This is a genomic window from Sphaerotilus sp. (assembly GCF_013299175.1).
Classification (GTDB): domain Bacteria; phylum Pseudomonadota; class Gammaproteobacteria; order Burkholderiales; family Burkholderiaceae_C; genus Sphaerotilus.
Genome location: NZ_JAAFKF010000071.1, coordinates 1 through 21,625 on the forward strand (window position 1 = coordinate 1; position 21,625 = coordinate 21,625).

Below are 21,625 nucleotides of genomic sequence, written 5' to 3' on the forward strand. Positions count from 1 at the left end.
GCGATGGCCGAGATGCCGGCGCACCAGACGCTGTCCCAGGCGACGGGTGCAACGCACGCGGCGGCGTGGTGCGGGCTGGACGGCGCCGTGCGGCTGGTGCGCGAGGACGTGGGCCGCCACAACGCGCTCGACAAGCTCATCGGTGCCATGGCGCTGGCCGAGGTCGATCCGGCCGATGGCTTCATCGCCGTGACCAGCCGGGCCAGTTACGAGATGGTCTTCAAGACGGCGAGCGCGGGCGTGGGCTTGCTCGCGGCCGTGTCAGCGCCGACCGGGCTGGCGGTGCGCACGGCCGAGGCGGCGGGCATGACGCTGGCCGGCTTCGTGCGCGGCGATCGGGCGACGGTCTATACCCACGTGGAGCGGGTGCGGTGACTGGTCCCCTGAAAGAACCCGCGCATGGCTCCCTCCCCCCAGCGGGGGGAGGGTTGGGGAGGGGGGCGACCGGTACCGAAATGTCCGTTGACTCCGAAGCCCCCCTCCCAACCTCCCCCCGCTGGGGGGAGGAGTTCACGCCCAGGTGACTTCGCTGGCGAACAGGTAGCCCGCGCCATAGACGGTGCGGATCAGCTTCGGGTTCTGGGCATCGACTTCGAGCTTGCGCCGCAGGCGCGAGATCCGCACGTCGATGCTGCGGTCCAGCGGCGAGAGGTCCGGATCGCCGCAGATCTGCTCGCGGGCCAGGATGCGGTTCGGGCGCTGCAGGAAGGTGCAGAGCAGCTTGGCCTCGCCGGAGCTGAGGGTCCATTCCTGCTGGCCGTGGCCGCGCAGGGTGTTGGTGTCGGGGTGGAAGACCCAGCCGCTGAAATGCGCTTCGGCGGGGCGGCGTTCGTCGTGGGGGAGGCTGCCCGTGCCCCCGCGCCGCCGCAGGATGCTGCGCACGCGGGCCACCAGCTCGCGCGGCTCGAAGGGCTTGGTCACATAGTCGTCCGCGCCCAGCTCCAGCCCCATCACCCGGTCGCCCAGGTAGGCGCGGCCCGTGAGGATCAGCAGCCCGCAGTCGTGGCGGCGCTGGAGTTCCTGCACCAGGTCCATGCCGTCGGCGTCGGGCAGGCCGAGGTCGATGATGCACAGGTCCGGCTTGCCGACGCGCAGTTGCTGGCGCAGCTCCGCCGCGTTGCGGCAGACGGTGGTGTCGAAGCCGAAGTCGTGCAGCACGGTGTGGAGCAGCCGGGCGACCTCCGGGTTGTCTTCGACGATGAAGATCCGTGCGCTCATGGCCGCTTGTTCACCGGGGTGTCGAGCTGGTCGAGCGCATCGCCCAGCTCGCTGCTCGAAAACGGTTTGCGCAGCAACGGCCACGGCGCCGGCCGCTCGTCGGCATAACCGCTGATGAGCAGCTTGTGCAGGCCAGGGTGGCTCAGGCTGGTGCGCTGGCACAGCTCGCGGCCGTCGATCGGGCCGGGCATGACGATGTCGGAAATCAGCAGGCCGATGTCGGGCACGGTCTGCAGCAGCTTGAGCGCCTCGCCGCCGCTGCCGGCTTCGATCACCGGGTAGCCCATGCCGACGAGCTGCAGCCGGATGACGCGGCGCAGCTCGCCGTTGTCCTCGACCAGCAGCACCAGCGGCCGGCGTGGCGTGGGGGCGACGAGATCCGGTGGGTCGGCGAGTCGGTGCGCGGGGGTGGCGCTGCCGGTCTGGGGCAGGACCAGACGGACGACGGTGCCCTGGCCAGGGCGGCTGTGCAGGGCCACACCGCCACCGGATTGTTTGGCAAACCCGTAGACCATCGACAAGCCCAGCCCGCTGCCACTGCCGAAGCGTTTGGTGGTGAAGAAGGGTTCGAACACCCGGACCTGGGTGCTGCTGTCCATGCCGATGCCGGTGTCCGACACGGTGATCTGCACGTAGTCGCCCGGTGCGACCTCGACGGCGGCGGCGGCCCATGCGTCGAGCCGGACGGGCCGGGCCTCGATGCGCAGCTCGCCCCCATCGGGCATCGCGTCCCGGGCGTTGAGGGCCAGATTGACCAGGGCATTCTCCAACTGGTGGGCATCGGTCCAGGCCAGCACCGGGGCGCCGCCGGCTGCCGCCGTGACCACGCGCACGGTGTCCGGCAACGAGCGGCGCAGCAGTTGCACCGCGTCGCTGATGAGGGTGTCCACCTCGACCGGAGCCGCCACGAGTGGCTGCTGGCGCGCGAAGGCCAGCAGGCGGCGGATCAGGGTCGCACCGCTGTGGGCCGCCTTCAGGGCCGGGGTGAGGAATTCGGCCAGATCCGGATCGCCGGGGTGGCGGTCGCGCAGGGCGGCCAGATTGCCGATCATCACCGCGAGCATGTTGTTGAAGTCGTGCGCGAGACCGCCGGTGAGCTGGACCACGGCCTCCATCTTCTGGGTGTGGGCGTGGGTGGCCTGCGCGGCCTGGAGCTGGTCGTTGCTGCGCTGCAGTTCGGCCGTGCGTTCGGCGACACGGTGCTCCAGCTCGGTGTTCTGCTCGCGGATGAGCTGCTCGTAGCGGCGCTGGGCGGTGATGTCGGTGTAGAGCGTGACGAAGCCGTCGTGCGGCAGTGGCTCGCCGCGCACCGCCAGGATCTGGCCGTTGGGCCGGTGGCGCTCGGTGGCGTGCGACTGGAAAGCACGGGCCTGGTGCAGCCGCTCGGCCACCAGCCCATCGACCGCGCCGGGGCCGTATTCCCCCCGCTCGGCGTTGAAGCGGATGAACGACTCGAAGGGCGAGCCGACATGGGCCAGCGCGGGCGGGAAGTCCAGCAGGCGCAGGAACGCCTGGTTCCAGGCCACCATGCGCAGGTCGGCGTCGAACACCGTGATGCCCTGGTCGAGCAGGTCCAGCCCCGCCTGGAGCAGCTCGTGGCGCTGCTGTTCGCGCAGGGACTCGGGGGTGTCGGCAGGGTGCATGCGGACCATTCTAGGAGCCACCATCCGCCCGGCGTCAGGACGCAAACATTCGATACATTCGCTCCGAGGTGCTGCAAAAGTCACGGCCGATCATCGGATTCCGACCGATGGAGACGCCGAGACATGCACATGCGAGCGAACGCCTATGACCAGGGCCTGGAGCGCAACAGCGCCAACCACGTCGCCCTGAGCCCGCTGAGTTTTCTGGAACGCACGGCGCACGTCTATCCGAACCGGGTCGCCGTGGTCCATGGCGCGCTGCGCCAGACCTGGGGCCAGACCTACACCCGCTGCCGCCAGCTCGCGAGTGCCTTGCAGCGCCGCGGCGTGCAGGTCGGCGACACGGTGGCGGCGATGCTGCCGAACACGCCAGCGATGGTCGAATGCCACTTCGGCGTGCCGATGTCCGGCGCCGTGCTCAACACGCTCAACACCCGGCTCGACCCGGAAGCCATCGCCTTCCAGCTCGACCACGCCGAAGCCAAGGTGCTGTTCACCGACCGCGAGTTTTCGTCCACGGTCAAGCGGGCGCTGGCGCTGATGACCGGCCCCCGACCGCTGGTGATCGACGTGGCGGACGCCGAATACGACGCAGGCGTGTTCCTCGGCGAGAAGGAATACGACGAATTCCTGAAAGAAGGCGACCCCGAATTTGTCTGGGCGCTGCCCGGCGACGAGTGGGACGCCATCGCGCTGAACTACACCAGCGGCACCACCGGCAACCCGAAGGGCGTCGTCACGCACCACCGCGGCGCCTACCTGAACGCGGTGTCGAACGTGGTGACCTGGGCCATGCCGCGCCATGCGGTCTACCTGTGGACGCTGCCGATGTTCCACTGCAACGGCTGGTGCTTCCCGTGGACGATGGCGTTGCAGGCCGGCACCAGCGTCTGCCTGCGCCGGATCGATCCGACGCTGATCTTCCCGCTGATCCGCGCGCACCACGTCACCCACCTGTGCGGCGCGCCGATCGTCTACGGGCTGCTGATCAATGCATCGGAGTCGCTGCGCGCCGGCATCACGCACACGGTGAACGGCCTGATCGCCGGGGCCGCACCGCCGGCCGCGATCATCGAAGGCTGCGAGCGCATCGGCTTCGACATCACCCACGTCTACGGCCTGACCGAGGTCTACGGCCCGGCGGCGGTTTGCGCCAAGCAGGAAGAATGGGCGGAGCTGCCGATCGGCGAACGCGCCCGGCTGAATGCGCGCCAGGGCGTGGCGCACGCGATGCAGGAAGCCATCGCCGTGCTCGACCCCGAGACGCTGCTGCCCGTGCCGGCCGACGGCGAGACGATGGGCGAGATCTTCTTCCGCGGCAACGTGGTGATGAAGGGCTACCTGAAGAACCCCGACGCGACGGCTGAAGCCTTCCGCGGCGGCTGGTTCCACACCGGCGATCTCGCCGTGATGGACCCGGACGGCTACGTCAAGATCAAGGACCGCAGCAAGGACATCATCATCTCCGGCGGCGAGAACATCTCCAGCGTCGAGGTCGAGGAGGTGCTGTACCGCCACCCGGCCGTGCTGGTCGCCGCCGTCGTCGCCGCGCCGGACCCGAAGTGGGGCGAGGTGCCGTGTGCCTTCCTGGAGGTCCGGGAGGGTGCGGATGTCACGGAAGCCGATATCATCGAGCACTGCCGGCTGGGCATGGCGCGCTTCAAAGTTCCCAAGCGGGTGCTCTTCGGGGTGCTGCCGAAAACGTCCACCGGCAAGATCCAGAAATTCATGCTGCGCGAGCAGATGCGCTCGGCCTCGGCGATCGGCTGAAGGAACCCCATGACATCGAACACCTCCGAGTTCATCCTGCAGACCGTCGGTCTGACCAAGGAGTTCAAGGGCTTCGCCGCCGTGCAAGACGTGAACCTGAACGTCCAGCGCGGCCACATCCATGCGTTGATCGGCCCCAACGGCGCCGGCAAGACGACGGTCTTCAACCTGCTGACCAAGTTCCTGCAGCCCACCCGCGGCACCATCACCTTCAACGGCACCGACATCTCCCGCGAGGAGCCGGCGCAGATCGCCCGGCGCGGCGTGATCCGCTCGTTCCAGATCTCGGCGACGTTTCCGCACCTGACCGTGCTGGAAAACGTGCGCGTGGCGCTGCAGCGCAAGGTGGGCAACTCCTTCCACTTCTGGAAGTCCGAGAACACGCTGAACTCGCTCAACGACCGGGCGGTCGAGCTGCTGGAGTCGGTGGACCTGGGCGAGTACGTCAACACCGTCACCGCCGAGATGCCCTACGGCCGCAAGCGGGCGCTGGAGATCGCCACCACGCTGGCGCTGGACCCGGAGCTGATGCTGCTGGACGAGCCGACGCAGGGCATGGGCCACGAGGACGTGGACCGCATCGCCGCGCTGATCCGCAAGGTCTCGAAGAGCCGCACCATCCTGATGGTCGAGCACAACCTGTCGGTGGTCGAGACGCTGTGCGACCGCATCACCGTGCTGCAGCGCGGGCAGATCCTGGCGGAGGGGCCGTATGCGGTGGTGTCGAAAGACCCGCGTGTCCTCGAAGCCTATGTCGGAGTCGAAGCATGACGGCCATCCCCTCGGGCGCCAGCGCCTCCCAGCCCGGCGGCGAGCTGCTGCGCATCACCGACCTGCACGCCTTCTACGGCGAGTCGCACATCCTGCACGGCATCGACCTGACGGTCCACAAGGGTGAACTCGTCACGCTGCTCGGCCGCAACGGCGCCGGCCGCAGCACGACGATGAAGTCCATCCTCGGACTCGTCGGCCGCCGCACCGGCAAGATCATGTTCAACGGCACCGACATCACCGCGATGGCGCCGCACCGCATCGCGCGGCTGGGCATCGGCTTCTGCCCCGAAGAGCGCGGCATCTTCTCCGGCCTGACCACCGAGGAAAACCTGATGCTGCCGCCGCAGGTCGCCTCCGGCGGCATGACGCTGGACGAGATCTACGCGCTGTTCCCCAACCTGCACGAGCGCCGCCACAGTCCCGGCATGCGGCTGTCGGGTGGCGAGCAGCAGATGCTGGCGATGGCGCGGATTCTCAGGACCGGCGCCAAGCTGCTGCTGCTCGACGAGATCACCGAAGGTCTCGCGCCCGTGATCGTCAAGAAGCTTGGCGAGGTGCTGCGGCTGCTGAAGTCACGCGGCTACACGATCCTGCTGATCGAACAGAACTTCCGCTTCGCCGCGCCGCTGGCCGACCGCCACATCGTGCTCGAACACGGCGCCATCGTCGCGACCGTGACCAAGGAAGCGCTGCCGTCGCAGACCGAGATGCTGCACCAGATGCTCGGCGTCTGAGTCGCTGTCCGAATTTCCCGTACCCCGAAACCACACCGCGATCCCCTCAGGAGACAACCATGACCTTCCAACCTGCACTCAAAACCCTGTTCCAGGCCGTCGGCCTCGCCCTCGTCACCATGGGCGCCGCCTCGGCCCAGGTCTCTGACGGCGTTGTCAAGATCGGCGTGCTGACCGACCTGTCGGGCACCTACTCGGACGTGGCTGGCAAGGGCACCGTCATCGCCACCCAGATGGCGATCGACGACTTCAACGCCAAGGAAAAGCCCTCGTTCAAGATCGAGATCGTCTCCGCCGACCACCAGAACAAGGGCGACATCGCCGCCAACAAGGCCCGCGAGTGGTTCGAGCAAGGCAAGGTGGACGTGGTCTCCGAGCTGGTGACGACCTCGGTCGCGCTGGCCGTGCAGAAGATCGCCAAGGAAAAGAACAAGATCGCGCTGGTCTCGGGCGCTGCCTCGACCCGCATCACCAACGAAGACTGCAACGATGTCACCGTCCACTGGACCTATGACACCTACGCGGTGGCCAACGGCACGGCCAAGGCAGTGACCAAGGGCGGCGGCAAGAAGTGGTTCTTCCTGACCGCCGACTACGCCTTCGGCCATTCGCTGGAGAAGGACGCGACCGACGTGGTCAAGGCCAACGGCGGCGAGGTCGTCGGCGCCGTGCGCCACCCGTTCCCCGGCTCGGACTTCTCGTCGTTCCTGCTGAAGGCCCAATCGTCGGGCGCGCAGATCATTGGTCTTGCCAACGCGGGCGGCGACACGATCAACTCGATCAAGCAGGCCGCCGAGTTCGGCATCACCCCGAAGCAGCAGCTCGCCGGCCTGCTGATGTTCATCACCGACGTGCATTCGCTCGGCCTGAAGGCCACGCAGTCGATGTACCTGACCGAAGGCTTCTACTGGAACCTCAACGACGAGACCCGCGCCTGGTCCAAGCGGTTCTTCGAAGCGCACAAGCGCATGCCGACGATGATCCAGGCGGGCCAGTATTCGTCCGTCATGCACTACCTGAAGGCGGTCAAGGCCGCGGGCACCGACGACACCGCCAAGGTCATGGCCCAGATGAAGAAGACGCCGATCAACGACTTCTTCGCCAAGAACGGCACCATCCGCGAAGACGGCCGCATGGTCCACGACATGTACCTGCTGCAGGTCAAGAAGCCGGCCGAGTCCACCACGCCGTGGGACTACTACAACGTGCGCGCCACGATCCCGGCGGCCGAGGCGTTCCAGCCGCTGTCGGCGTCGAAGTGCCCGCTGATCGCCAAGAAGTAAGCCCGGGCGATCACAGGAAAGGCAGGCCACGATGGAACTCTTCGGCATCTCCTCCCAGGCGCTGTTCGGCCAGTTGCTGCTCGGGCTGATCAACGGCTCGTTCTACGCCGTGCTCAGCCTGGGGCTGGCGGTCATCTTCGGCCTGCTCAACATCATCAACTTCTCGCACGGCGCGCTGTACATGATCGGCGCCTTCGTCGCGTGGCTCGGGCTGGAATACGTCGGCCTGAACTACTGGGCGGCGCTGGTCGTGTCGCCGCTGGTGGTCGGCGCGCTGGGCATCCTGATCGAGCGGCTGCTGCTCAAGCACCTCTACAAGCTGGATCACCTCTACGGCCTGCTGCTGACCTTCGGGCTGGCGCTGATCGGCGAGGGCGTGTTCCGCAACCTCTACGGCAGTTCGGGCCAGAGCTACCCGGTGCCGGAACTCCTGCAGGGCGGCGTGGACCTGGGCTTCATGTTCATGCCGCTGTACCGCGGCTGGGTCGTGGTCGCGGCGCTCAGCGTGTGCGCCATCACCTGGTACCTGATCGAGCGCACCCGGCTCGGCGCCACGCTGCGTGCCGCCACCGAGCGGCCCGAGCTGGTGCAGGCGCTCGGCATCAACGTGCCGGTGCTGGTCACCTTGACCTACGGCGCCGGGGTCGCGCTGGCGGCGTTTGCCGGGGTGCTGGCCGCGCCGGTGGTGCAGGTCAATCCGCTGATGGGCTCGAACCTGATCATCGTCGTGTTCGCGGTGGTGGTGATCGGCGGCATGGGGTCGATCCTCGGCTCCATCGTCACCGGGCTGGGGCTGGGCGTCATCGAAGGGCTGACCAAGGTGGTCTACCCCGAGGCGTCGGCGGTGGTGATCTTCGTGATCATGGTCGTGGTGCTGCTGCTGCGCCCGGCGGGTCTGTTTGGCAAGCAGGCGTGAAGCCACAGAGTCGCAAAGGCACCAACCCCATGAAACCCGTTGTCTCCTCCTCGAAATCCCAGGCCGGTCTGATGTTCGGCCTGCTCCTGGCGGTCGGTCTGGTCGCGCCCTTCGTGGCGTACCCGACCTTCCTGATGAAGTTGCTGTGCTTCGCGCTGTTCGCCAGTGCCTTCAACCTGCTGCTGGGCTTTGCCGGGCTGCTGTCGTTCGGCCACGCCGCCTTCTTCGGCGGCGCGGCGTATGTCTGCGCCTGGCTGGTCAAGGAAGCGGGCTGGCCGCCTGAACTCGGGCTGCTGGCCGGCACGCTGGTCGGCGCGGGTCTGGGCGCCGTGTTCGGCTGGGTGGCGATCCGCCGCGCCGGCATCTACTTCGCGATGATCACGCTGGCGCTGGCGCAGCTCGTGTTCTTCCTCGCGCTGCAACTGCCGTTCACGGGCGGCGAGGACGGGCTGCAGGGCGTGCCGCGCGGCAAGCTGTTCGGCCTGATTGACCTGAGCGACAACCTGGCGATGTACTACTTCGTCTTCGCCGTGTTCTTCGCCGGTTTCGCGCTGATCTACCGCACGGTGCATTCACCGTTCGGGCAGGTGCTCAAGGCCATCCGCGAGAACGAGCCGCGCGCCATCTCGCTGGGCTACCAGGTCGAGCGGTACAAGCTGGTCGCCTTCGTGCTCTCGGCGGCGATGACCGGGCTGGCGGGGTCGATGAAGGCGCTGGTGTTCCAGCTCGCGTCGCTGACCGACGTGCATTGGCACATGTCCGGCGAGGTGGTCCTGATGACGCTGCTGGGCGGGCTGGGCACCATCCTCGGCCCCGGCGTCGGTGCGGCCGTCATCGTGACGCTGGAGAACGAGCTGGCGGACAAGGTCGGCTCCTGGGTCACGGTGATCATGGGCGCGATCTTCGTGGTCTGCGTGCTGGCGTTCCGGCGCGGCATCGTCGGCGAACTCAAGGCGCTGCGCGAGCGGATCCGTTGAATTCGAAGGCATCGCCCGATGGTGGTCACGGCGCCATCCTGGTGGCCAGTTCCTGCAAGCGCATGCGCGCCCGGTGCAGGCTGGGTGAGCTTTCGGCCGCCCGGGTGGGTTCCCAGTCGTTCTGCACCCACCGGATCAACCGGGCGTTGTAGCCGATGCCCTGACTGGCCATGGCACCGCTCTGCTGGACCAGATCGGCACGTACATCGCGTGGCGCGTATCGGGCGGCGAATTGCAGCAAGGTCGCCTTCGGGTCCGGCAGCGCGTCTGGTTCGACGGGGAGCTTGCCTCGCGCGCCCAGCAACAGGCGCATGGCCGGCTGATCCGCTAGCAGCCAGGCTTCCACTTCCCGGACGGCGACCCGCACCAGCAAATCAGCCGGAATCGCCAGTGCGCCTTGCCACTGCCGCAGCAGTTCGACCGGACAGGCGACCCGGTCCAGATCCGTCAGCAGGAAGACCGGCTGGTACCGGGCCAGTTCGCACCAGTTGGACATGCGGGAGCGCAGATAGCCGAATCCGTTGCGGCGCAGCGTCTGGGTCACCTCCAGTGTTGGCCGCACGTCCGCGACCAGCCGCTGCACCACCGCTTCACTCAGTTCGTCCTCGGTCGCAATCGCAATCCCGACCATCAGAACAGTCCCAATTGATCCACGGCTGTCGGCCTTGTCTTGGGCAGGACGACCTCGGCCACGGAAAAGCCTTGCATGATCAGGCGGCTCTCGTCCTCATCAAGCGTACGGGCCTTCGAACCGTCAGGACTGCTCTGCAGCAGGATCACGCCACGGCCGTCGATGCCCGGGTTGCTCAGCAGCGCCTCGCTGTGCGTGCTGACGAAGATTTGGCCGCGCACCTTCTTGTCGCGTTGCAGGCGGCTCAGCATCAGCGGAATCTGCTTGACGATGGCATCGTTCAGCGAGATCTCCGGCTCTTCCAGCAGCAACAGCGCATGGCTTTCCATCAGGGACCACAGCAGGCCCAGCAAGCGCAGCGTGCCGTCGGAAAACTGCTCTTCCGATTGCCAGCCGGCGTTGGGCCGGTGGTGCGCATACAGGGCTTCGAGATGGGGGTGTCCCATCTCGTCCTTCTTGAAGCGAAGTTCCTTGAACTGAGGAACGGCCAGTGCCAGGGCCTTGCTGATCTTCGTCAGCCGGGCGGTGCGGGTTCGTTCGTTGGTCTTGGCCAGGTGTTCCAGGAAACCCTGGCCGAAGGGGTCGTCCTCCAGCCGCTGGCCGCCAATCCTGTCGGAGAACTTCAGCAGTTGCGGGACCAGATGCAGATAGACAGTGGCGCCGAAGAAGTCCGCCAGTTCACGGAACTGGGCATTGGCGCCGATCTGCTCCAGCCGTGTCTGCGTCAGCAGCATGGCGTCGAGGCGATCGGTCTTGTCGGGTCGGCTGAACAGGCGGGTCTCGCCCTGCCAGACCTCTTCGCTGGAGATCAGGATGCGCTGCGCGCCCTTGCCCTCGGGTTTGAAGCCGAGCACGTAGCGCCACTGGCAGGGCGCGTCCGGTGACGTTCCCAGCTCGACGTCGATCAGGACTTCGTTGTCATTGCGGGCGTGCAGGCAGCGCAGCTTGCTGATGCCACCTCGATCCGCCACAGCGGTCTGCAATCCACCCCCCTTGGCCTTGCCGATGTCGCGCAGGAAACGGAATACATCGAGCAGATTGGACTTGCCCGACGCATTGGGGCCGAGCAGGTAGGTCACATCCCGCAGTGGAATGTCCAGGGTCCGGAAGTTGCGCCAGTTCTTCAGCCTCAGGCGGGTGATCTGCATTTCGTTTTGCCGTTTGATCAGGGGAGGGTGGCGTGTGAGCCGGGTGAAACCTATTTTCAACGAGTTCGTGTGCGATCCCGAGAGGCATTCACGGCATGCCGACCGGTAGTTCAATGGTGAATACCGCACCCCAGCCACCGTTCGCCGCCCGGTTCACTACGTGCAGCGCGCCCCCATACCGCTCCAGCAGGCCCTGGCTGATCCACAGCCCCAGCCCGTTCCCATCCCGCTTGGTGGTGAAGAAGGGCTGGAACAGCGCCGCCCGCGCCGCCTCGTCCAGCCCCGGCCCGGTGTCGGCCACGTCGATGCAGACTGCGCCATCGCCCGTGTCGCGCATCGCCAGCGTCAGCACCCGCTCCCGGTCGGCCCTGCCATGGTCCCCTGCCATCGCCTGCACGGCATTCACCATCAGGTTGATGAGCACCTGCTGCAGTTCCTGCCGGTTGATCGCCACCGCCGCCGTGGTCCCCGGCACGCAGCGGTTGTCCAGCCGCACCCGCTCGCGCTCCAGCAGGTGCCGCACCAGCACCAGGCTGTCGCGCACCACCTCGGCCGCGTCCAGCCGCTCGACATAACCGGCGTACTCGTTCGGCCGTGCGTACTGCAGCAGTTGCGTGACGATCAGCCGCATCCGCTCCACCTGTGCGTCGATCAGGCGGATCTCGTCGCGCACCGGTGCTGCGCCGTCGCCCAGCGTCAGGCGCAGCAGGTCGAGGTTGCCCTGGATCACCGCGATCGGGTTGTTGATCTCGTGGGCGATGCTGGCGGTGAGCTGGCCGATGGCGGCGAGCTTTTCGCTGCGCACGAGCTGCTGCTGCGCGGACTCCAGCTCGGCAGTGCGTGCGGCCACCTTGTGGTCCAGCGCGTCGCCCCAGTGCTGCAGGGCGCGGGTCTTGTCGTCCACCACGTCGAGCAGGTGGTCCAGCGTCGTCGCCAGCCGGCCGATCTCGTCTGCGGGCGTGACCTGGCCGACGCGGGCGGTGGCCTCGCCGGATTCGACCCGGCGCATCGTCTCGGTCATGCGCTCCAGCGGCCGGAAAATGCGCCCCGCTGCCCGCAGCGACCACCACGCCGCCAGCAGCATCACCGCGAAGAACACCGCCCCGATGCCCGCCAGCACCGCGTATTTCACCGCCACGAACGGTTTTTCCAGGAAGCCGACATACAGCATCCCGACCCGCCGCCCGCCCGCGTCCGCCAGCGGCAGGTAGCCCGAGACATACCAGTCCTTGACCACAAACGCCCGGTCCAGCCACGTCTCGCCACGCCCGAGCACCGCTTCACGCACCACCGCCGACACGCGCGTGCCGATCGCCCGCTCCGCCGCCGGGTCGCCGAACAGCCGCACGTTGGTGCTGACGCGCACGTCGTCGAGGAAGAGCGTGGCCGTGCCCTGGCTGCCGAAGGCGAGCGAGCCGGTGGGGTAGACGATCTCGTTGATGTGGTCGATGAAGCCGAGGTTGCGGTTCAGCAGCACGCCGCCGCGCAGCCAGCCGACCGTCTCGCCCGCCGCGCCGGTGACGCGCGCGTGGGCGACGAGGACGAGGCCGCGGTCTTCGGTGGTGCGGTCGGTGGTGGCCGCGCCTTCGGTGGCCACCAGCGTGATGCGGGATTGTTCGGCCAGCCCTGGCGACAGCGCGTCCAACTGCGCCGCGGGCAGCACGGCCACCGAGGTGCTGTTGCCCGCCACCCCGACCGCGTCCGGCGGCAGCAGTTGCAGGAAATCCAGGCCGTGCTCCTGCTGCGCCTGGGTCAGCAGGCCGTCGAGTGCGGCGCCGCGTTCGGGCGGCGCCGTGGCCAGGGCGCGCTGCAGCCGGTAGGACGCGGCCACCGCCTGCGTGCCACTGCCGACCTCGGCCAGCACACGGTCGAAGTAGCCCTGCGCGACGGCCAGATCGCTGCGGATCTTGCTGATCAGCAGGCCGTCGATCGCCGTGTTGCCCCACAGCAGCAGGATCAGCCCGAGCAGCGGCAACACGCCCAGCAGCGGCACCAGCGTGAGCGCGAGCAGCCGGTTGCGGATCGAGTGCGTCATCACCGTTTCAGGCGGCTGTGGCCCATTCCGCCACGCGCCGCTCCAGCGTGCGCCGCGAGATGCCCAGCAGCTCCGCCGCGCGCCCCTTGTCGCCGTCCACCGAGGCGAGCACGCGCAGGATGTGCTGCTTCTCCAGCGTCTGCAGGTCGGTCGTCGTGGCGGGCGAGTCCGTGCTGCCGTGACCTGGTTCCGGCTGCACGGCCGGTTCGGGTGCCTGGTAGAGGGCCGTGACATTGAGCTTGCCAAGGATCAGCGAGCGTTCGACGAAGTTGCGCAGCTCGCGCACGTTGCCGGGCCAGTCGTACTGGCGCAGGTAGGCGAGTTCCTCGTCGCTCAGGGCCAGCGGCGCGGCGCCGAGTTGTGGCGCGAGCAGCCGCACGAAATGCGCAAACAGCAGCCCGAGGTCGTGCTTGTGTGCGCGCAGCGGGGGCAGGGCGATCTCCACCACCTGCAGCCGGTAGTACAGATCGGCGCGAAAACGGCCGGCGGCGACCTCCTGGGCGAGGTCGCGCTGGCTGGCCGCGACGATGCGGACATCGACCGGGCATTTCTGCTGGCTGCCCACCGGCCGCACCTGGCGTTCCTCCAGCACCCGCAGCAGGCTGGCCTGTACCGACAGCGGCAGCTCCGCGACTTCGTCGAGGAAGAGCGTGCCCCCTTGCGCGTAGTGGAACAGGCCGTCGCGGGCCTGTGCCGCGCCGGGGACGCCGGGGAATGCGCCGGGCGCGTGGCCGAACAGCTCGCTCTCCAGCCGCTCGGGGGACAGGCCGCTGCAGTGCATGTGGACGAATGGCCCGGCGGCGCGGGGGCTGCGGTCGTGGAGGGCCTGCGCGGCGAGTTCCTTGCCGGTGCCGGACTCGCCCAGCAGCAGCACCGGGCTGTGGACCTGCGCCACCCGCGCCAGCGCATCGCCCAGCCGGCGCATCGCCAGCGACTGGCCGACCAGCGGCAGCTCGGCCGGTTGTGGCGACTGCAGCGAGCGGCGCAGCAGGTAGTTCTCGCGGGTCAGGCGCGAGCGTTCCATGCTCTGCTGCACGGCGTTGAGGATCTGCGCCAGCCGGAACGGCTTGAGGATGAAGTCGGACGCCCCGGCCCGCAGCGCCTCGATCGCCACGTCCAGATCGGCGAACGCGGTGATCAGCACCACCTCGCCGCCGTAGCCCTGTTCGCGCAGCTCGCGCAGCCAGACCAGGCCGCTCTTGCCGGGCAGGGTGATGTCGAGGATGACGAGGTCGTAGCGGTGGGCGCGGACGAGGGTCTGGCCGTCTTCGGCGCTGCCGGCGGTGTGGACCTGGCCGAAGCGCGGGGCCAGCGCCTTGTCGAGGAAGTGGCGCATGCCGGGTTCGTCATCGACGATCAGCGCGGCGCCGTGGGGCCAGTGGGTGTCGTGCATGGGGGGTCTCGTGTCGCGGGCGACTGTAGCAGCGTGGCCCTGTCCCCCCGGCTTCCGGGGCGCTGCCTGTCCACCACCCTGCCGATCCGGCAATCCCCGGCGCAACCGGCAAAACCACCGCCCGTCCCCTTCCGAATGAACGGTTGCCGCGCCGGAGCCGGCTCTGCATCCTGCGCTCCAGTTCGTGAACCAAGGCCGTGCTTTCTTGCACGGATGCAGCCGGGAGTGCAGAGAAATGAAACCGATCGGGTGGCTGGTGGGGGTGGGCAGCGTGCTGGTGCTGATGGCCTGTGGTGGCGGGGGATCGGCGCAGAGCAGCGCCGGTGTGGTCGAACCCGCCGTGCCGGTGCGGATCAGCGGCGTCGTGGCGCGGGGCGCGGCGCTGGTGGAGGCCAAGGTGCTGGCCCGCTGCGGGTCGGGTCCGCTCGTGTCGGCGACGAGCGGGTCCAGCGGTGCCTACACGCTGGAGGTGGAGGCCAGCGCCTTGCCCTGCGTGCTGCAAGCCGTGTCGGCCGATGGGATCTGGACCTTGCATTCGGTCGCCCGTGGCGGCGCCGACACGCCGGCCGTGACCGCGCACATCACGACCCTGACCGAGCTGCTCGTGGCCCAACTGGCCGGCACCGCGCCATCGGTCTTCATGGCCCAGGCGACCGCCCGCACGCTGGGTGCCACGGTCACTCCGGCCAACATCGCCAAGGCCCAGGTGTCGGTGGCCGGCGTGCTCCAGCGGATGGGCGTGAACCCGGCGCCGATCAGCGACGTGCTGGGCCAGCCGCTGGTTGCTGCCTCGGCCGTGCAGCGGGGCAACGCCCACGACAAGGTGCTGGACGCGCTGGCCGAGTCCATGCGCAGTTCCGGCGCGAAGCTGGCGGACCTGATTGCGCTGGTGGGCAGCCGCGCCCGGACGCTGTAGCGTTGAAGCGTTGAACAGCGGCCAGAGCGTGGCGGTTCTGTGTAGAAAGGTTTCCGCCGTGGGCGGTGATAGTCACGGACACCCCCCACTTTGGATTCCGCCATGCCCCCACTCCGTCTGCTTTCTGCTTCCATCGTCCTCGCACTGGGCCTGTCTGCCTGTGGTGGCGGCGGCGACACCACTCCCTCCACGGCCCCGGACGCCGGCACGCCCACCCCTTCCGCCAACGCCCTGAGCGGCGTGCTGGTGGACGACCTGATCGTCGGCGGCACGGTGTTCTGCGATGGCAACGAGAACGGCGTGCTCGACGCCGGTGAATCCAGCGCCACCACCGATGCCAGCGGCCAGTACACCTTCGACAAGGCGTGCTTTGCCTCGATCGTGTCGGTGGCGGGCACCGGCTATGACCTGTCCACGCTCAAGGCACCGAAAGGCCAGTACCGCGCCAAGGCGGGCAGTGCGGTGGTGTCGCCGTTCACGACCATGCAGGCGCTCAGCGGCCTGAGCGATGCGGAGTTCCAGGCCGTGCTGGCCAAGCTGGGCCTGGCGGGCATCGATGTCACCACCTTCGATCCGACCAAGGACAGCACCCGCGCCACGACCGCCGCGGCCATCGCCAAGATCCTCAACGACATCTCGGACATCGTCGCTGCGGCTGGCGGCGATGCGTCGGCCGCCTTCAAGGCATCGGCCATGGCGATGGCCAGGCACATGCACACCCGTGCCAGCACCAGTACCGCGTTCGGGACCGACACCGAGCTGTCCGAGCTGATCGCCGCCACGGCCGATGCGGGCCTTGTGGCCGGCAACAGGAACAGCACCGGCGGCGCGGTCTGGACCGACAAGGCGCTGGGCAATGCCAAGGCACTGGCCACGACGGGCATCACCACGCTGGCGGGCAACATCAAGAAACGCACGTCGCTGGCCGATGCACGCGACGACCTGGGCAACAGTGCCGCCGTCCACATCGTGGGCGACACGGACCTGGACAATGACACCCAGGTCAGCGAAGGCAGCGCCAAGGTCCGCAACACGGTCGAGCTGAGCAAGGCGCAGTACGTCTCCATCCAGGGCGATGCCGTCACCGTCGCACCGGTGACGGGCGAGCCGTTCCATGACACGCTGGCACAGTTCGCCAGCGGGATGCGCCTGCAGGGCCAGACCCTCGCGACGCTGGGCCATGTCCTGCTGCCGCTGGAGAGCACGGTGCTGGGGCTGCCGCGCAACGGCGCCGTGGTCGCGCTGGCGCTGGAGATCGAGAACACCAGCACGGGCGGCATGATGCAGGGCGCCATCGACAAGGTGGTGCTCACCCGCAACACCAATGGCACGGTGAGCGCAGCCATCCGCAGCGATGCCAAGCTGCACCTGTACCTGCACACCGCCTCCGGCATCGAGATTGGCACGGGCAGCGCGCCGCTGCAGGGCGTCGGCACGCCGCTGCTCGCCAACACCGCCGGCGGTCTGGGCATCGACCTGCAAAAGCTCGCCAGCGGGATGCACAAGCACTTCCCGGACAACGCCTCCCTGATCGACAAGGTGCTCCACGAGACGGGCACCTTCCGGATGCGGGTCGTTGTCTCGGAGATGGACTTCCGCCACGCCGACGGCACCCGCCTGGCGTTGGGCAAGGTGGCCGTCAAGGTGCCGGGCAGCGATGCGGTGGCCAAGAAGGTGAGTGGCGTGGCCGTCTCTGGTCTTGTCACGTTCTGACCCATGCGGGCGCTCACCTTGGCTGTCGCCACCGCGCTCGGCGGCATGGCCGGACTCGCGGGTGCAGCGCCACTCGATGCCTTGCTCGATGTCGGTGACAAGGCACCGGGCGCTGCGCGGTGGACCGCCGAGGTCACGGCCGACATGACCCAGCCCCTGCTCGACGCCATCGGACTCGACCGCCACGTCGGGCAGACCTCGGCCGCTCGCATCGGCCTGGTCACGGGGCCATGGTCGTTCGAGCTGGGGGGTGACGTGCGCGCGCTGCACGACCCGCGCGGCGACTACCGGGTGCAGAGCTGGCACACGGCGGTGCAGCTCGCGCTCGGCACCCTCGGCGCAGGCGACACCACGCGCTGGGCGATCCGGCTGGGTGCCTGGGGCGACCAGTCAGACCATCTGCTGCAGAGCACGAACAGCACGCTCAAGGTCAGCGGACTCAAGGCCCGGCTCACCGAGATGGAGCTGGTCCAGCCGCGCGACCTGCAGTGGCAGATGGACCTCATCGGGCGTACGGCGCTGGCCGATCCCCGCTGGGCGGTCAGCGGTTTTGCCGGGGTCGGCACCAGCGCGGTCACGCGCTCGGTGGTCAGCGGCAAGGCGGTGATCTCGGGCTGTGCTTACCAGCTCCAGTTCGGTGAGCAGCGCCTGACCGCGCAGCCGATGGCGGGCTGCCCCGATGCCCTCCTCGTCAGCGTGCCCCGGCAACTCCTGGCGGTCGATGTGCTCCAGGAAACGCGCTACCACGCTGTCTACGGCCACGCGGGCGCCGCCCTGCACTGGGCGGCGGCACCCTGGCGGCTGGCGCTGGGCGGCGAGCTGCAGCAGTGGCAACGCAGCGGGCAGGACGAGTCCCGCACCCGCAGCGTCCGCCTGGCCAGCGAGCTGGTCCGCAGCCTGACTCCGGCGCTGTCGGTGGTGCTGCGCGGGCAATACCTGCACCGGCAGATGCTGGGCGAAGTGCCCATGCTCCACAACACGCGCTCCAGCAGCGCCGGGCGCCGTGTCGTGTCGGTGTCGGCGGGGTTGCAGGCGCAGTTCTGATCAGACCAGCGCGTGCGTGATCGCCGCGAGCAGGGCATCGGCCCGGAAGGGCTTGTGCAGCACCTGCAAGCCGCTGGCTGCCATCAGCGCCAGATCGTCGGGCGCGGTGTCGCCCGTGATGACCAGCACCGGAACCGGCCCGCCGTAGCGGCGCACCGCCTCGATCACCTCGATGCCGGTGGCGCCGCGCAACCGGTGGTCGGTGATCAGCAGATCGATGCCCGCATGGCCCCGCGGCCGGGAGGCCAGCCGGTGCCGCAGCGGCACGAGTCCATCGTGGGTCTCGACAGTGGCCCCCCACGCCTCCAGCCGTGCCCGCAAGGCGGCTTGTACGGCCGGCTCATCCTCCACCACCGTCAGGCGCAGACCCTTGAGCGGGCGCTGGTCGCCGATCAGGCTGGCCAGGGGCGGCAGGTGCGACTGCGTGCGCGGCGCGGTGATCGAGAAGCAGCTCCCGTGGTTCACCCGCGAGCGCAGGTGCAGCCGGTGGCCGAGCAGGGCCGCGCTGCGCTGCACGATCGACAGACCCAGCCCGAGTCCCCGGCTGCCGTCGCCGCTGCCGCTGCCGTGGCCGAACTGGCGCGCCACCGGGCGGTCGCTGTGCTGGTCGGCGAGCTGCACGAACTCCTCGAACACCGTGTGCTGGTGGGCCACCGGGATGCCGTGGCCGGTGTCCCAGACTTCGATGCGCAGTGCGGTGCCCCCACAGCGCCGCGCCCCCACCAGCACGCCGCCGCGCTCGGTGTAGCGCACCGCGTTGCTGACCAGATTGCGCAGGATCTGCTCCAGCATCACCGGGTCGGACAGCACCGCTTCGGACGTCGGGCGAAAGTGCAGCCGGATGCCCTTGCGGCGAGCGGTCTCGCCGTCGTGGCTGGCGATGGCGTCGAACAGCGGCTGCAGTGCCACGGTCTGCACCCGCGGGCGCATCGTGCCAGCCTCCAGGCGTGACAGGTCGAGCAGGCCCTTGAGCAGCTCCTCCATCGACGACACCGCCTCGTTCACCCGGTCCGTCATTGGCCGCAGCGCGATCGGCACCTGTTCGCGCAGCAGGTCGATCAGCAACCCGATCGTCACCACCGGCTGGCGCAGGTCGTGGCTGGCGGCGGTGAGAAAACGGGTCTTGGCCTGGTTGGCCTGCTGCAGCGCCTCGGTGCGCTCGACGACACGGCGCTCCAGGTCGGCGTTGAGCTGCTCCACCTGGTGCAGCGCGCCCACCAGCCGCTTGATCAGCACCCCGCCCACGATGGCCAGCGACACCGGCAGCGCGTAGGGCAGCCAGTAGGCGTCCATCACCGAGGTCATGCCGCGCCAGTTCACGTAGTCGTGCAGGCCGGACAGCATCGACAGCACCACCGCCGCCACCAGCGCCCAGCGCAGGGGAGGACGCAGGCGGCGGGTTTCCTGCCACAGCGGCACCAGCGACAGCGCCACGCCGATGAACAGCATCGGATAACTGACCGCGCGCACCTCCTCCAGCGTGTCCGTCATCCAGCCCCAGACCACCATCGCCAGCAGCACCACCGTGCTGACCTGCAAGACGCCTGCCGCGATCGGGTGGCGCTGTCCGGTCAGCGCCATCGCGGTGCGGCACAACAGCGCGCCGGCGACCAACTGCAGCGCGTACACGGTCGCCACCGCCAGCAGCGAGGCGCCGTCCACCATGTTGTAGTGCGCGATGTTGCACGCCGCGATCAGCACCCACAGCGTCCCGAATCCGCCCAGCAGGGCCTCGCTGCGCCGGCGCCACCAGATGAGCAGCATGAACACCGCCAGTGCCGCGCCGGCCACGTTCAGCCAGATCGGCAGCATCACCGACAGCCGCAGCCGGGTGAGGTAGTCCTCGGCCATCGCGTCGGCCGGGCCGAGCACCACGGTGGACAGCCCGCCGCGGCGGCTGTAGGCGGCCGACAGCTCCAGGTGGTTGACCCCGGCGCGCAGCAGGTGGGGCGGCACGCTGATCCACTGCATCGTGGGCTGCCCGCCCGCCACGGCGGGGTCGATCCGGTCCAGTGCCGCGCCGCTCACCAGCCAGCCGTTCAGGCGCACCTCGTGGACCTCGCTGAGCCGCGCCAGACACAGTGCCCACATGGTGGTGGGCGCGGCGGCGAGCGTGATGCGGGCGCGGTAGTGGCCGATGCCGGTGTCGTCCAGGCCGCGGGCGCTCCAGGTGTCGGGCAGCGGCACGGGCAGCGGTGCCGCGTGGGCGTCGCGGGCAAAGAGCGCCTCCTTCAGCTCCACGGCGGTCGCGATCGGGGCGGCTGTTGCCGCAGCCGCCGGGCGCTCGGGCGGCGGCTCCTGTGCCCAGGCTGGCGCACACCACCCCACGAGCAGCCCCAGCAGCCCACGCAGGGCCGCCGCAGTGCAGCGGGTGGCCGCGGCTTTCACGGTTGCCGCTGCAACAGCATCGCGTCGCCATAGCTGAAGAAGCGCATCTGGCGTTCGATGGCCTCGGCGTACAGCGTGCGGATCGTGTCGTACCCGGCGAAGGCGCTGACCAGCATCATCAGCGTGCTGCGCGGCAGGTGGAAGTTCGTCACCAGCCGATCGACGACGCGGAACTCGAAGCCCGGCGTGATGAAGATGTCGGTCTCGCGGGCGCCGGCCTGCAGCGTGCCACCGAGTGCCGCGGATTCGAGCGAGCGCAGCGTGGTGGTGCCGACCGCGACGATCCGGCCGCCGCGGGCGCGGGTGGCGGCAATGGCGTCCACGGTGGCTTGCGGCACGTCGAACCATTCGCTGTGCATCTTGTGTTCGGCAATGGCGTCCACGCGCACCGGCTGGAAGGTGCCGGCGCCGACGTGCAGCGTGACGCTGGCCCGGCCAATGCCCCGTGCGTCCAGCGCCGCGAGTACGCCCTCGTCGAAGTGCAGCGCAGCGGTCGGCGCGGCGACGGCGCCAGGGTGGCGGGCGAAGACGGTCTGGTAGCGGCGGGCGTCGTCGGCGTCGTCCGCGTGCGTGATGTAGGGTGGCAGCGGGATGTGGCCGAACTGCTCCAGCAGCGCGAGCGCGTCCCCCGGCAAGCGCAGGTGGAACAGCCCGTTTTCCGGCCCGCAGCGCCCGAGCACTTCCGCCGCGAACGTGGCGCCGGCCGCGTCACGAAAATGCACCGTCTGCCCCGCCTTCGGCGATTTGCTGGCGCGCAGGTGTGCCCAGACTTCATGGCGCCCGTCCGCCGCGCCGGGCAGGACACGCTCGACCAGCGCCTCGACCGAGCCGCCCGTGTCCTTGGCGCCGTGGAGCCGGGCGCGGATCACCTTGGTGTCGTTGAAGACCAGCAGGTCGCCGGGCTCCAGCAGCGCCGGCAGTTCGCGGAACACGCGCTCGACGGCGGGCAGCGTGCGGCCGTCGAGCAGCCGGGAGGCGCTGCGTTCGGCGGCGGGGTGCTGGGCGATCAGCGCGGGCGGGAGGTCGAAATCGAAGTCGGCGA

At 69.0% G+C, this 21,625-nt stretch carries 18 protein-coding genes; 10 read left to right on the forward strand and 8 right to left on the reverse strand.

Annotated elements, in window-relative coordinates:
* A partial coding sequence (locus QZW52_RS12805) for a formate dehydrogenase accessory sulfurtransferase FdhD (RefSeq protein WP_293999410.1) occupies positions 1-375 on the forward strand: 375 nt, incomplete at its 5' end.
* A 135-nt stretch (positions 376-510) separates the two neighbouring features.
* Here QZW52_RS12805 and QZW52_RS12810 read toward each other — a convergent pair.
* Together QZW52_RS12810 and QZW52_RS12815 are read right to left on the reverse strand one after the other, a co-directional pair.
* Entirely contained in the window at positions 511-1,218 is a 708-nt protein-coding gene (locus tag QZW52_RS12810; RefSeq protein ID WP_293999412.1) for a response regulator transcription factor, read from the reverse strand.
* The gene (locus tag QZW52_RS12815; RefSeq protein ID WP_293999416.1) at positions 1,215-2,861 is read right to left on the reverse strand and encodes a PAS-domain containing protein; all 1,647 of its coding nucleotides are present in this window, start codon (positions 2,859-2,861) and stop codon (positions 1,215-1,217) included. Before QZW52_RS12815 ends, QZW52_RS12810 begins: the two co-directional genes overlap by 4 nt.
* 129 nt (positions 2,862-2,990) lie before the next feature.
* Here QZW52_RS12815 and QZW52_RS12820 point away from each other — a divergent pair, with 129 nt between their 5' ends.
* Genes QZW52_RS12820 through QZW52_RS12845 form a run of 6 tightly spaced genes read left to right on the forward strand, consistent with a single transcriptional unit; the run spans position 2,991 to position 9,315 of the window.
* Entirely contained in the window at positions 2,991-4,631 is a 1,641-nt protein-coding gene (locus QZW52_RS12820; protein ID WP_293999457.1) for an acyl-CoA synthetase, read from the forward strand.
* A 9-nt stretch (positions 4,632-4,640) separates the two neighbouring features.
* Positions 4,641-5,402, forward strand: a complete 762-nt coding sequence (locus QZW52_RS12825; protein ID WP_293999419.1) for an ABC transporter ATP-binding protein — start codon at positions 4,641-4,643, stop codon at positions 5,400-5,402.
* Entirely contained in the window at positions 5,399-6,139 is a 741-nt protein-coding gene (locus QZW52_RS12830) for an ABC transporter ATP-binding protein (protein WP_293999422.1), read from the forward strand. Before QZW52_RS12825 ends, QZW52_RS12830 begins: the two co-directional genes overlap by 4 nt.
* A gap of 59 nt (positions 6,140-6,198) precedes the next feature.
* The gene (locus tag QZW52_RS12835) at positions 6,199-7,422 is read left to right on the forward strand and encodes an ABC transporter substrate-binding protein (RefSeq protein ID WP_434738334.1); all 1,224 of its coding nucleotides are present in this window, start codon (positions 6,199-6,201) and stop codon (positions 7,420-7,422) included.
* 31 nt (positions 7,423-7,453) lie between these two features.
* On the forward strand, positions 7,454-8,338 hold the full coding sequence (locus QZW52_RS12840) for a branched-chain amino acid ABC transporter permease (protein WP_293999425.1): 885 nt from the start codon (positions 7,454-7,456) through the stop codon (positions 8,336-8,338).
* A gap of 29 nt (positions 8,339-8,367) precedes the next feature.
* The gene (locus QZW52_RS12845; RefSeq protein ID WP_293999428.1) at positions 8,368-9,315 is read left to right on the forward strand and encodes a branched-chain amino acid ABC transporter permease; all 948 of its coding nucleotides are present in this window, start codon (positions 8,368-8,370) and stop codon (positions 9,313-9,315) included.
* A gap of 25 nt (positions 9,316-9,340) precedes the next feature.
* Here QZW52_RS12845 and QZW52_RS12850 read toward each other — a convergent pair whose 3' ends face one another.
* The 4 genes from QZW52_RS12850 to QZW52_RS12865 all read right to left on the reverse strand — a co-directional run bounded on the left by QZW52_RS12850 (position 9,341) and on the right by QZW52_RS12865 (position 14,522).
* A complete protein-coding gene (locus QZW52_RS12850; RefSeq protein ID WP_293999431.1) occupies positions 9,341-9,946 on the reverse strand; it encodes a hypothetical protein in 606 nt (201 codons plus the stop codon).
* Entirely contained in the window at positions 9,946-11,094 is a 1,149-nt protein-coding gene (locus tag QZW52_RS12855; RefSeq protein ID WP_293999434.1) for an AAA family ATPase, read from the reverse strand. Before QZW52_RS12855 ends, QZW52_RS12850 begins: the two co-directional genes overlap by 1 nt.
* A gap of 88 nt (positions 11,095-11,182) precedes the next feature.
* On the reverse strand, positions 11,183-13,129 hold the full coding sequence (locus QZW52_RS12860; RefSeq protein ID WP_293999437.1) for a sensor histidine kinase: 1,947 nt from the start codon (positions 13,127-13,129) through the stop codon (positions 11,183-11,185).
* Positions 13,130-13,136: 7 nt separating this feature from the next.
* On the reverse strand, positions 13,137-14,522 hold the full coding sequence (locus QZW52_RS12865) for a sigma-54-dependent transcriptional regulator (protein WP_293999441.1): 1,386 nt from the start codon (positions 14,520-14,522) through the stop codon (positions 13,137-13,139).
* Positions 14,523-14,757: 235 nt separating this feature from the next.
* On the opposite strand from QZW52_RS12865, the gene QZW52_RS12870 reads away from it, so the two are divergent.
* The 3 genes from QZW52_RS12870 to QZW52_RS12880 all read left to right on the forward strand — a co-directional run bounded on the left by QZW52_RS12870 (position 14,758) and on the right by QZW52_RS12880 (position 18,195).
* Positions 14,758-15,438 (forward strand): hypothetical protein, encoded by a 681-nt coding sequence (locus QZW52_RS12870; RefSeq protein ID WP_293999443.1) that lies wholly within the window; start codon positions 14,758-14,760, stop codon positions 15,436-15,438.
* Between the two features lie 102 nt (positions 15,439-15,540).
* Positions 15,541-17,151 carry a hypothetical protein gene (locus tag QZW52_RS12875; RefSeq protein ID WP_293999446.1) on the forward strand — a complete coding sequence of 537 codons (1,611 nt, stop codon included), beginning with the start codon at positions 15,541-15,543 and terminating at the stop codon, positions 17,149-17,151.
* A gap of 3 nt (positions 17,152-17,154) precedes the next feature.
* The gene (locus tag QZW52_RS12880) at positions 17,155-18,195 is read left to right on the forward strand and encodes a hypothetical protein (protein ID WP_293999448.1); all 1,041 of its coding nucleotides are present in this window, start codon (positions 17,155-17,157) and stop codon (positions 18,193-18,195) included.
* Here the strand turns inward: QZW52_RS12880 and QZW52_RS12885 are convergent, their stop codons facing one another.
* Together QZW52_RS12885 and queA are read right to left on the reverse strand one after the other, a co-directional pair.
* A complete protein-coding gene (locus QZW52_RS12885; protein ID WP_293999451.1) occupies positions 18,196-20,583 on the reverse strand; it encodes an ATP-binding response regulator in 2,388 nt (795 codons plus the stop codon).
* Positions 20,580-21,625, reverse strand: a 1,046-nt coding sequence (gene queA, locus QZW52_RS12890; RefSeq protein WP_293999454.1) for a tRNA preQ1(34) S-adenosylmethionine ribosyltransferase-isomerase QueA, incomplete at its 5' end; no start/stop codon positions are given. The genes queA and QZW52_RS12885, both read right to left, overlap by 4 nt.

What these genes read in the sequence shown, in the direction of transcription:
- QZW52_RS12845 (WP_293999428.1), top strand. Translation starts at nt 8,368, where the DNA reads ATGAAACCCGTTGTCTCCTCCTCGAAATCCCAGGCCGGTCTGATGTTC.
- QZW52_RS12840 (WP_293999425.1), top strand. Translation starts at nt 7,454, where the DNA reads ATGGAACTCTTCGGCATCTCCTCCCAGGCGCTGTTCGGCCAGTTGCTG.
- QZW52_RS12835 (WP_434738334.1), top strand. Translation starts at nt 6,199, where the DNA reads ATGACCTTCCAACCTGCACTCAAAACCCTGTTCCAGGCCGTCGGCCTC.
- QZW52_RS12860 (WP_293999437.1), bottom strand. Translation starts at nt 13,129, where the DNA reads ATGACGCACTCGATCCGCAACCGGCTGCTCGCGCTCACGCTGGTGCCG.
- QZW52_RS12830 (WP_293999422.1), top strand. Translation starts at nt 5,399, where the DNA reads ATGACGGCCATCCCCTCGGGCGCCAGCGCCTCCCAGCCCGGCGGCGAG.
- QZW52_RS12825 (WP_293999419.1), top strand. Translation starts at nt 4,641, where the DNA reads ATGACATCGAACACCTCCGAGTTCATCCTGCAGACCGTCGGTCTGACC.
- QZW52_RS12875 (WP_293999446.1), top strand. Translation starts at nt 15,541, where the DNA reads ATGCCCCCACTCCGTCTGCTTTCTGCTTCCATCGTCCTCGCACTGGGC.
- QZW52_RS12855 (WP_293999434.1), bottom strand. Translation starts at nt 11,094, where the DNA reads ATGCAGATCACCCGCCTGAGGCTGAAGAACTGGCGCAACTTCCGGACC.
- QZW52_RS12810 (WP_293999412.1), bottom strand. Translation starts at nt 1,218, where the DNA reads ATGAGCGCACGGATCTTCATCGTCGAAGACAACCCGGAGGTCGCCCGG.
- QZW52_RS12865 (WP_293999441.1), bottom strand. Translation starts at nt 14,522, where the DNA reads ATGCACGACACCCACTGGCCCCACGGCGCCGCGCTGATCGTCGATGAC.
- QZW52_RS12850 (WP_293999431.1), bottom strand. Translation starts at nt 9,946, where the DNA reads ATGGTCGGGATTGCGATTGCGACCGAGGACGAACTGAGTGAAGCGGTG.
- QZW52_RS12820 (WP_293999457.1), top strand. Translation starts at nt 2,991, where the DNA reads ATGCGAGCGAACGCCTATGACCAGGGCCTGGAGCGCAACAGCGCCAAC.
- QZW52_RS12870 (WP_293999443.1), top strand. Translation starts at nt 14,758, where the DNA reads ATGAAACCGATCGGGTGGCTGGTGGGGGTGGGCAGCGTGCTGGTGCTG.
- QZW52_RS12815 (WP_293999416.1), bottom strand. Translation starts at nt 2,861, where the DNA reads ATGCACCCTGCCGACACCCCCGAGTCCCTGCGCGAACAGCAGCGCCAC.
- QZW52_RS12880 (WP_293999448.1), top strand. Translation starts at nt 17,155, where the DNA reads ATGCGGGCGCTCACCTTGGCTGTCGCCACCGCGCTCGGCGGCATGGCC.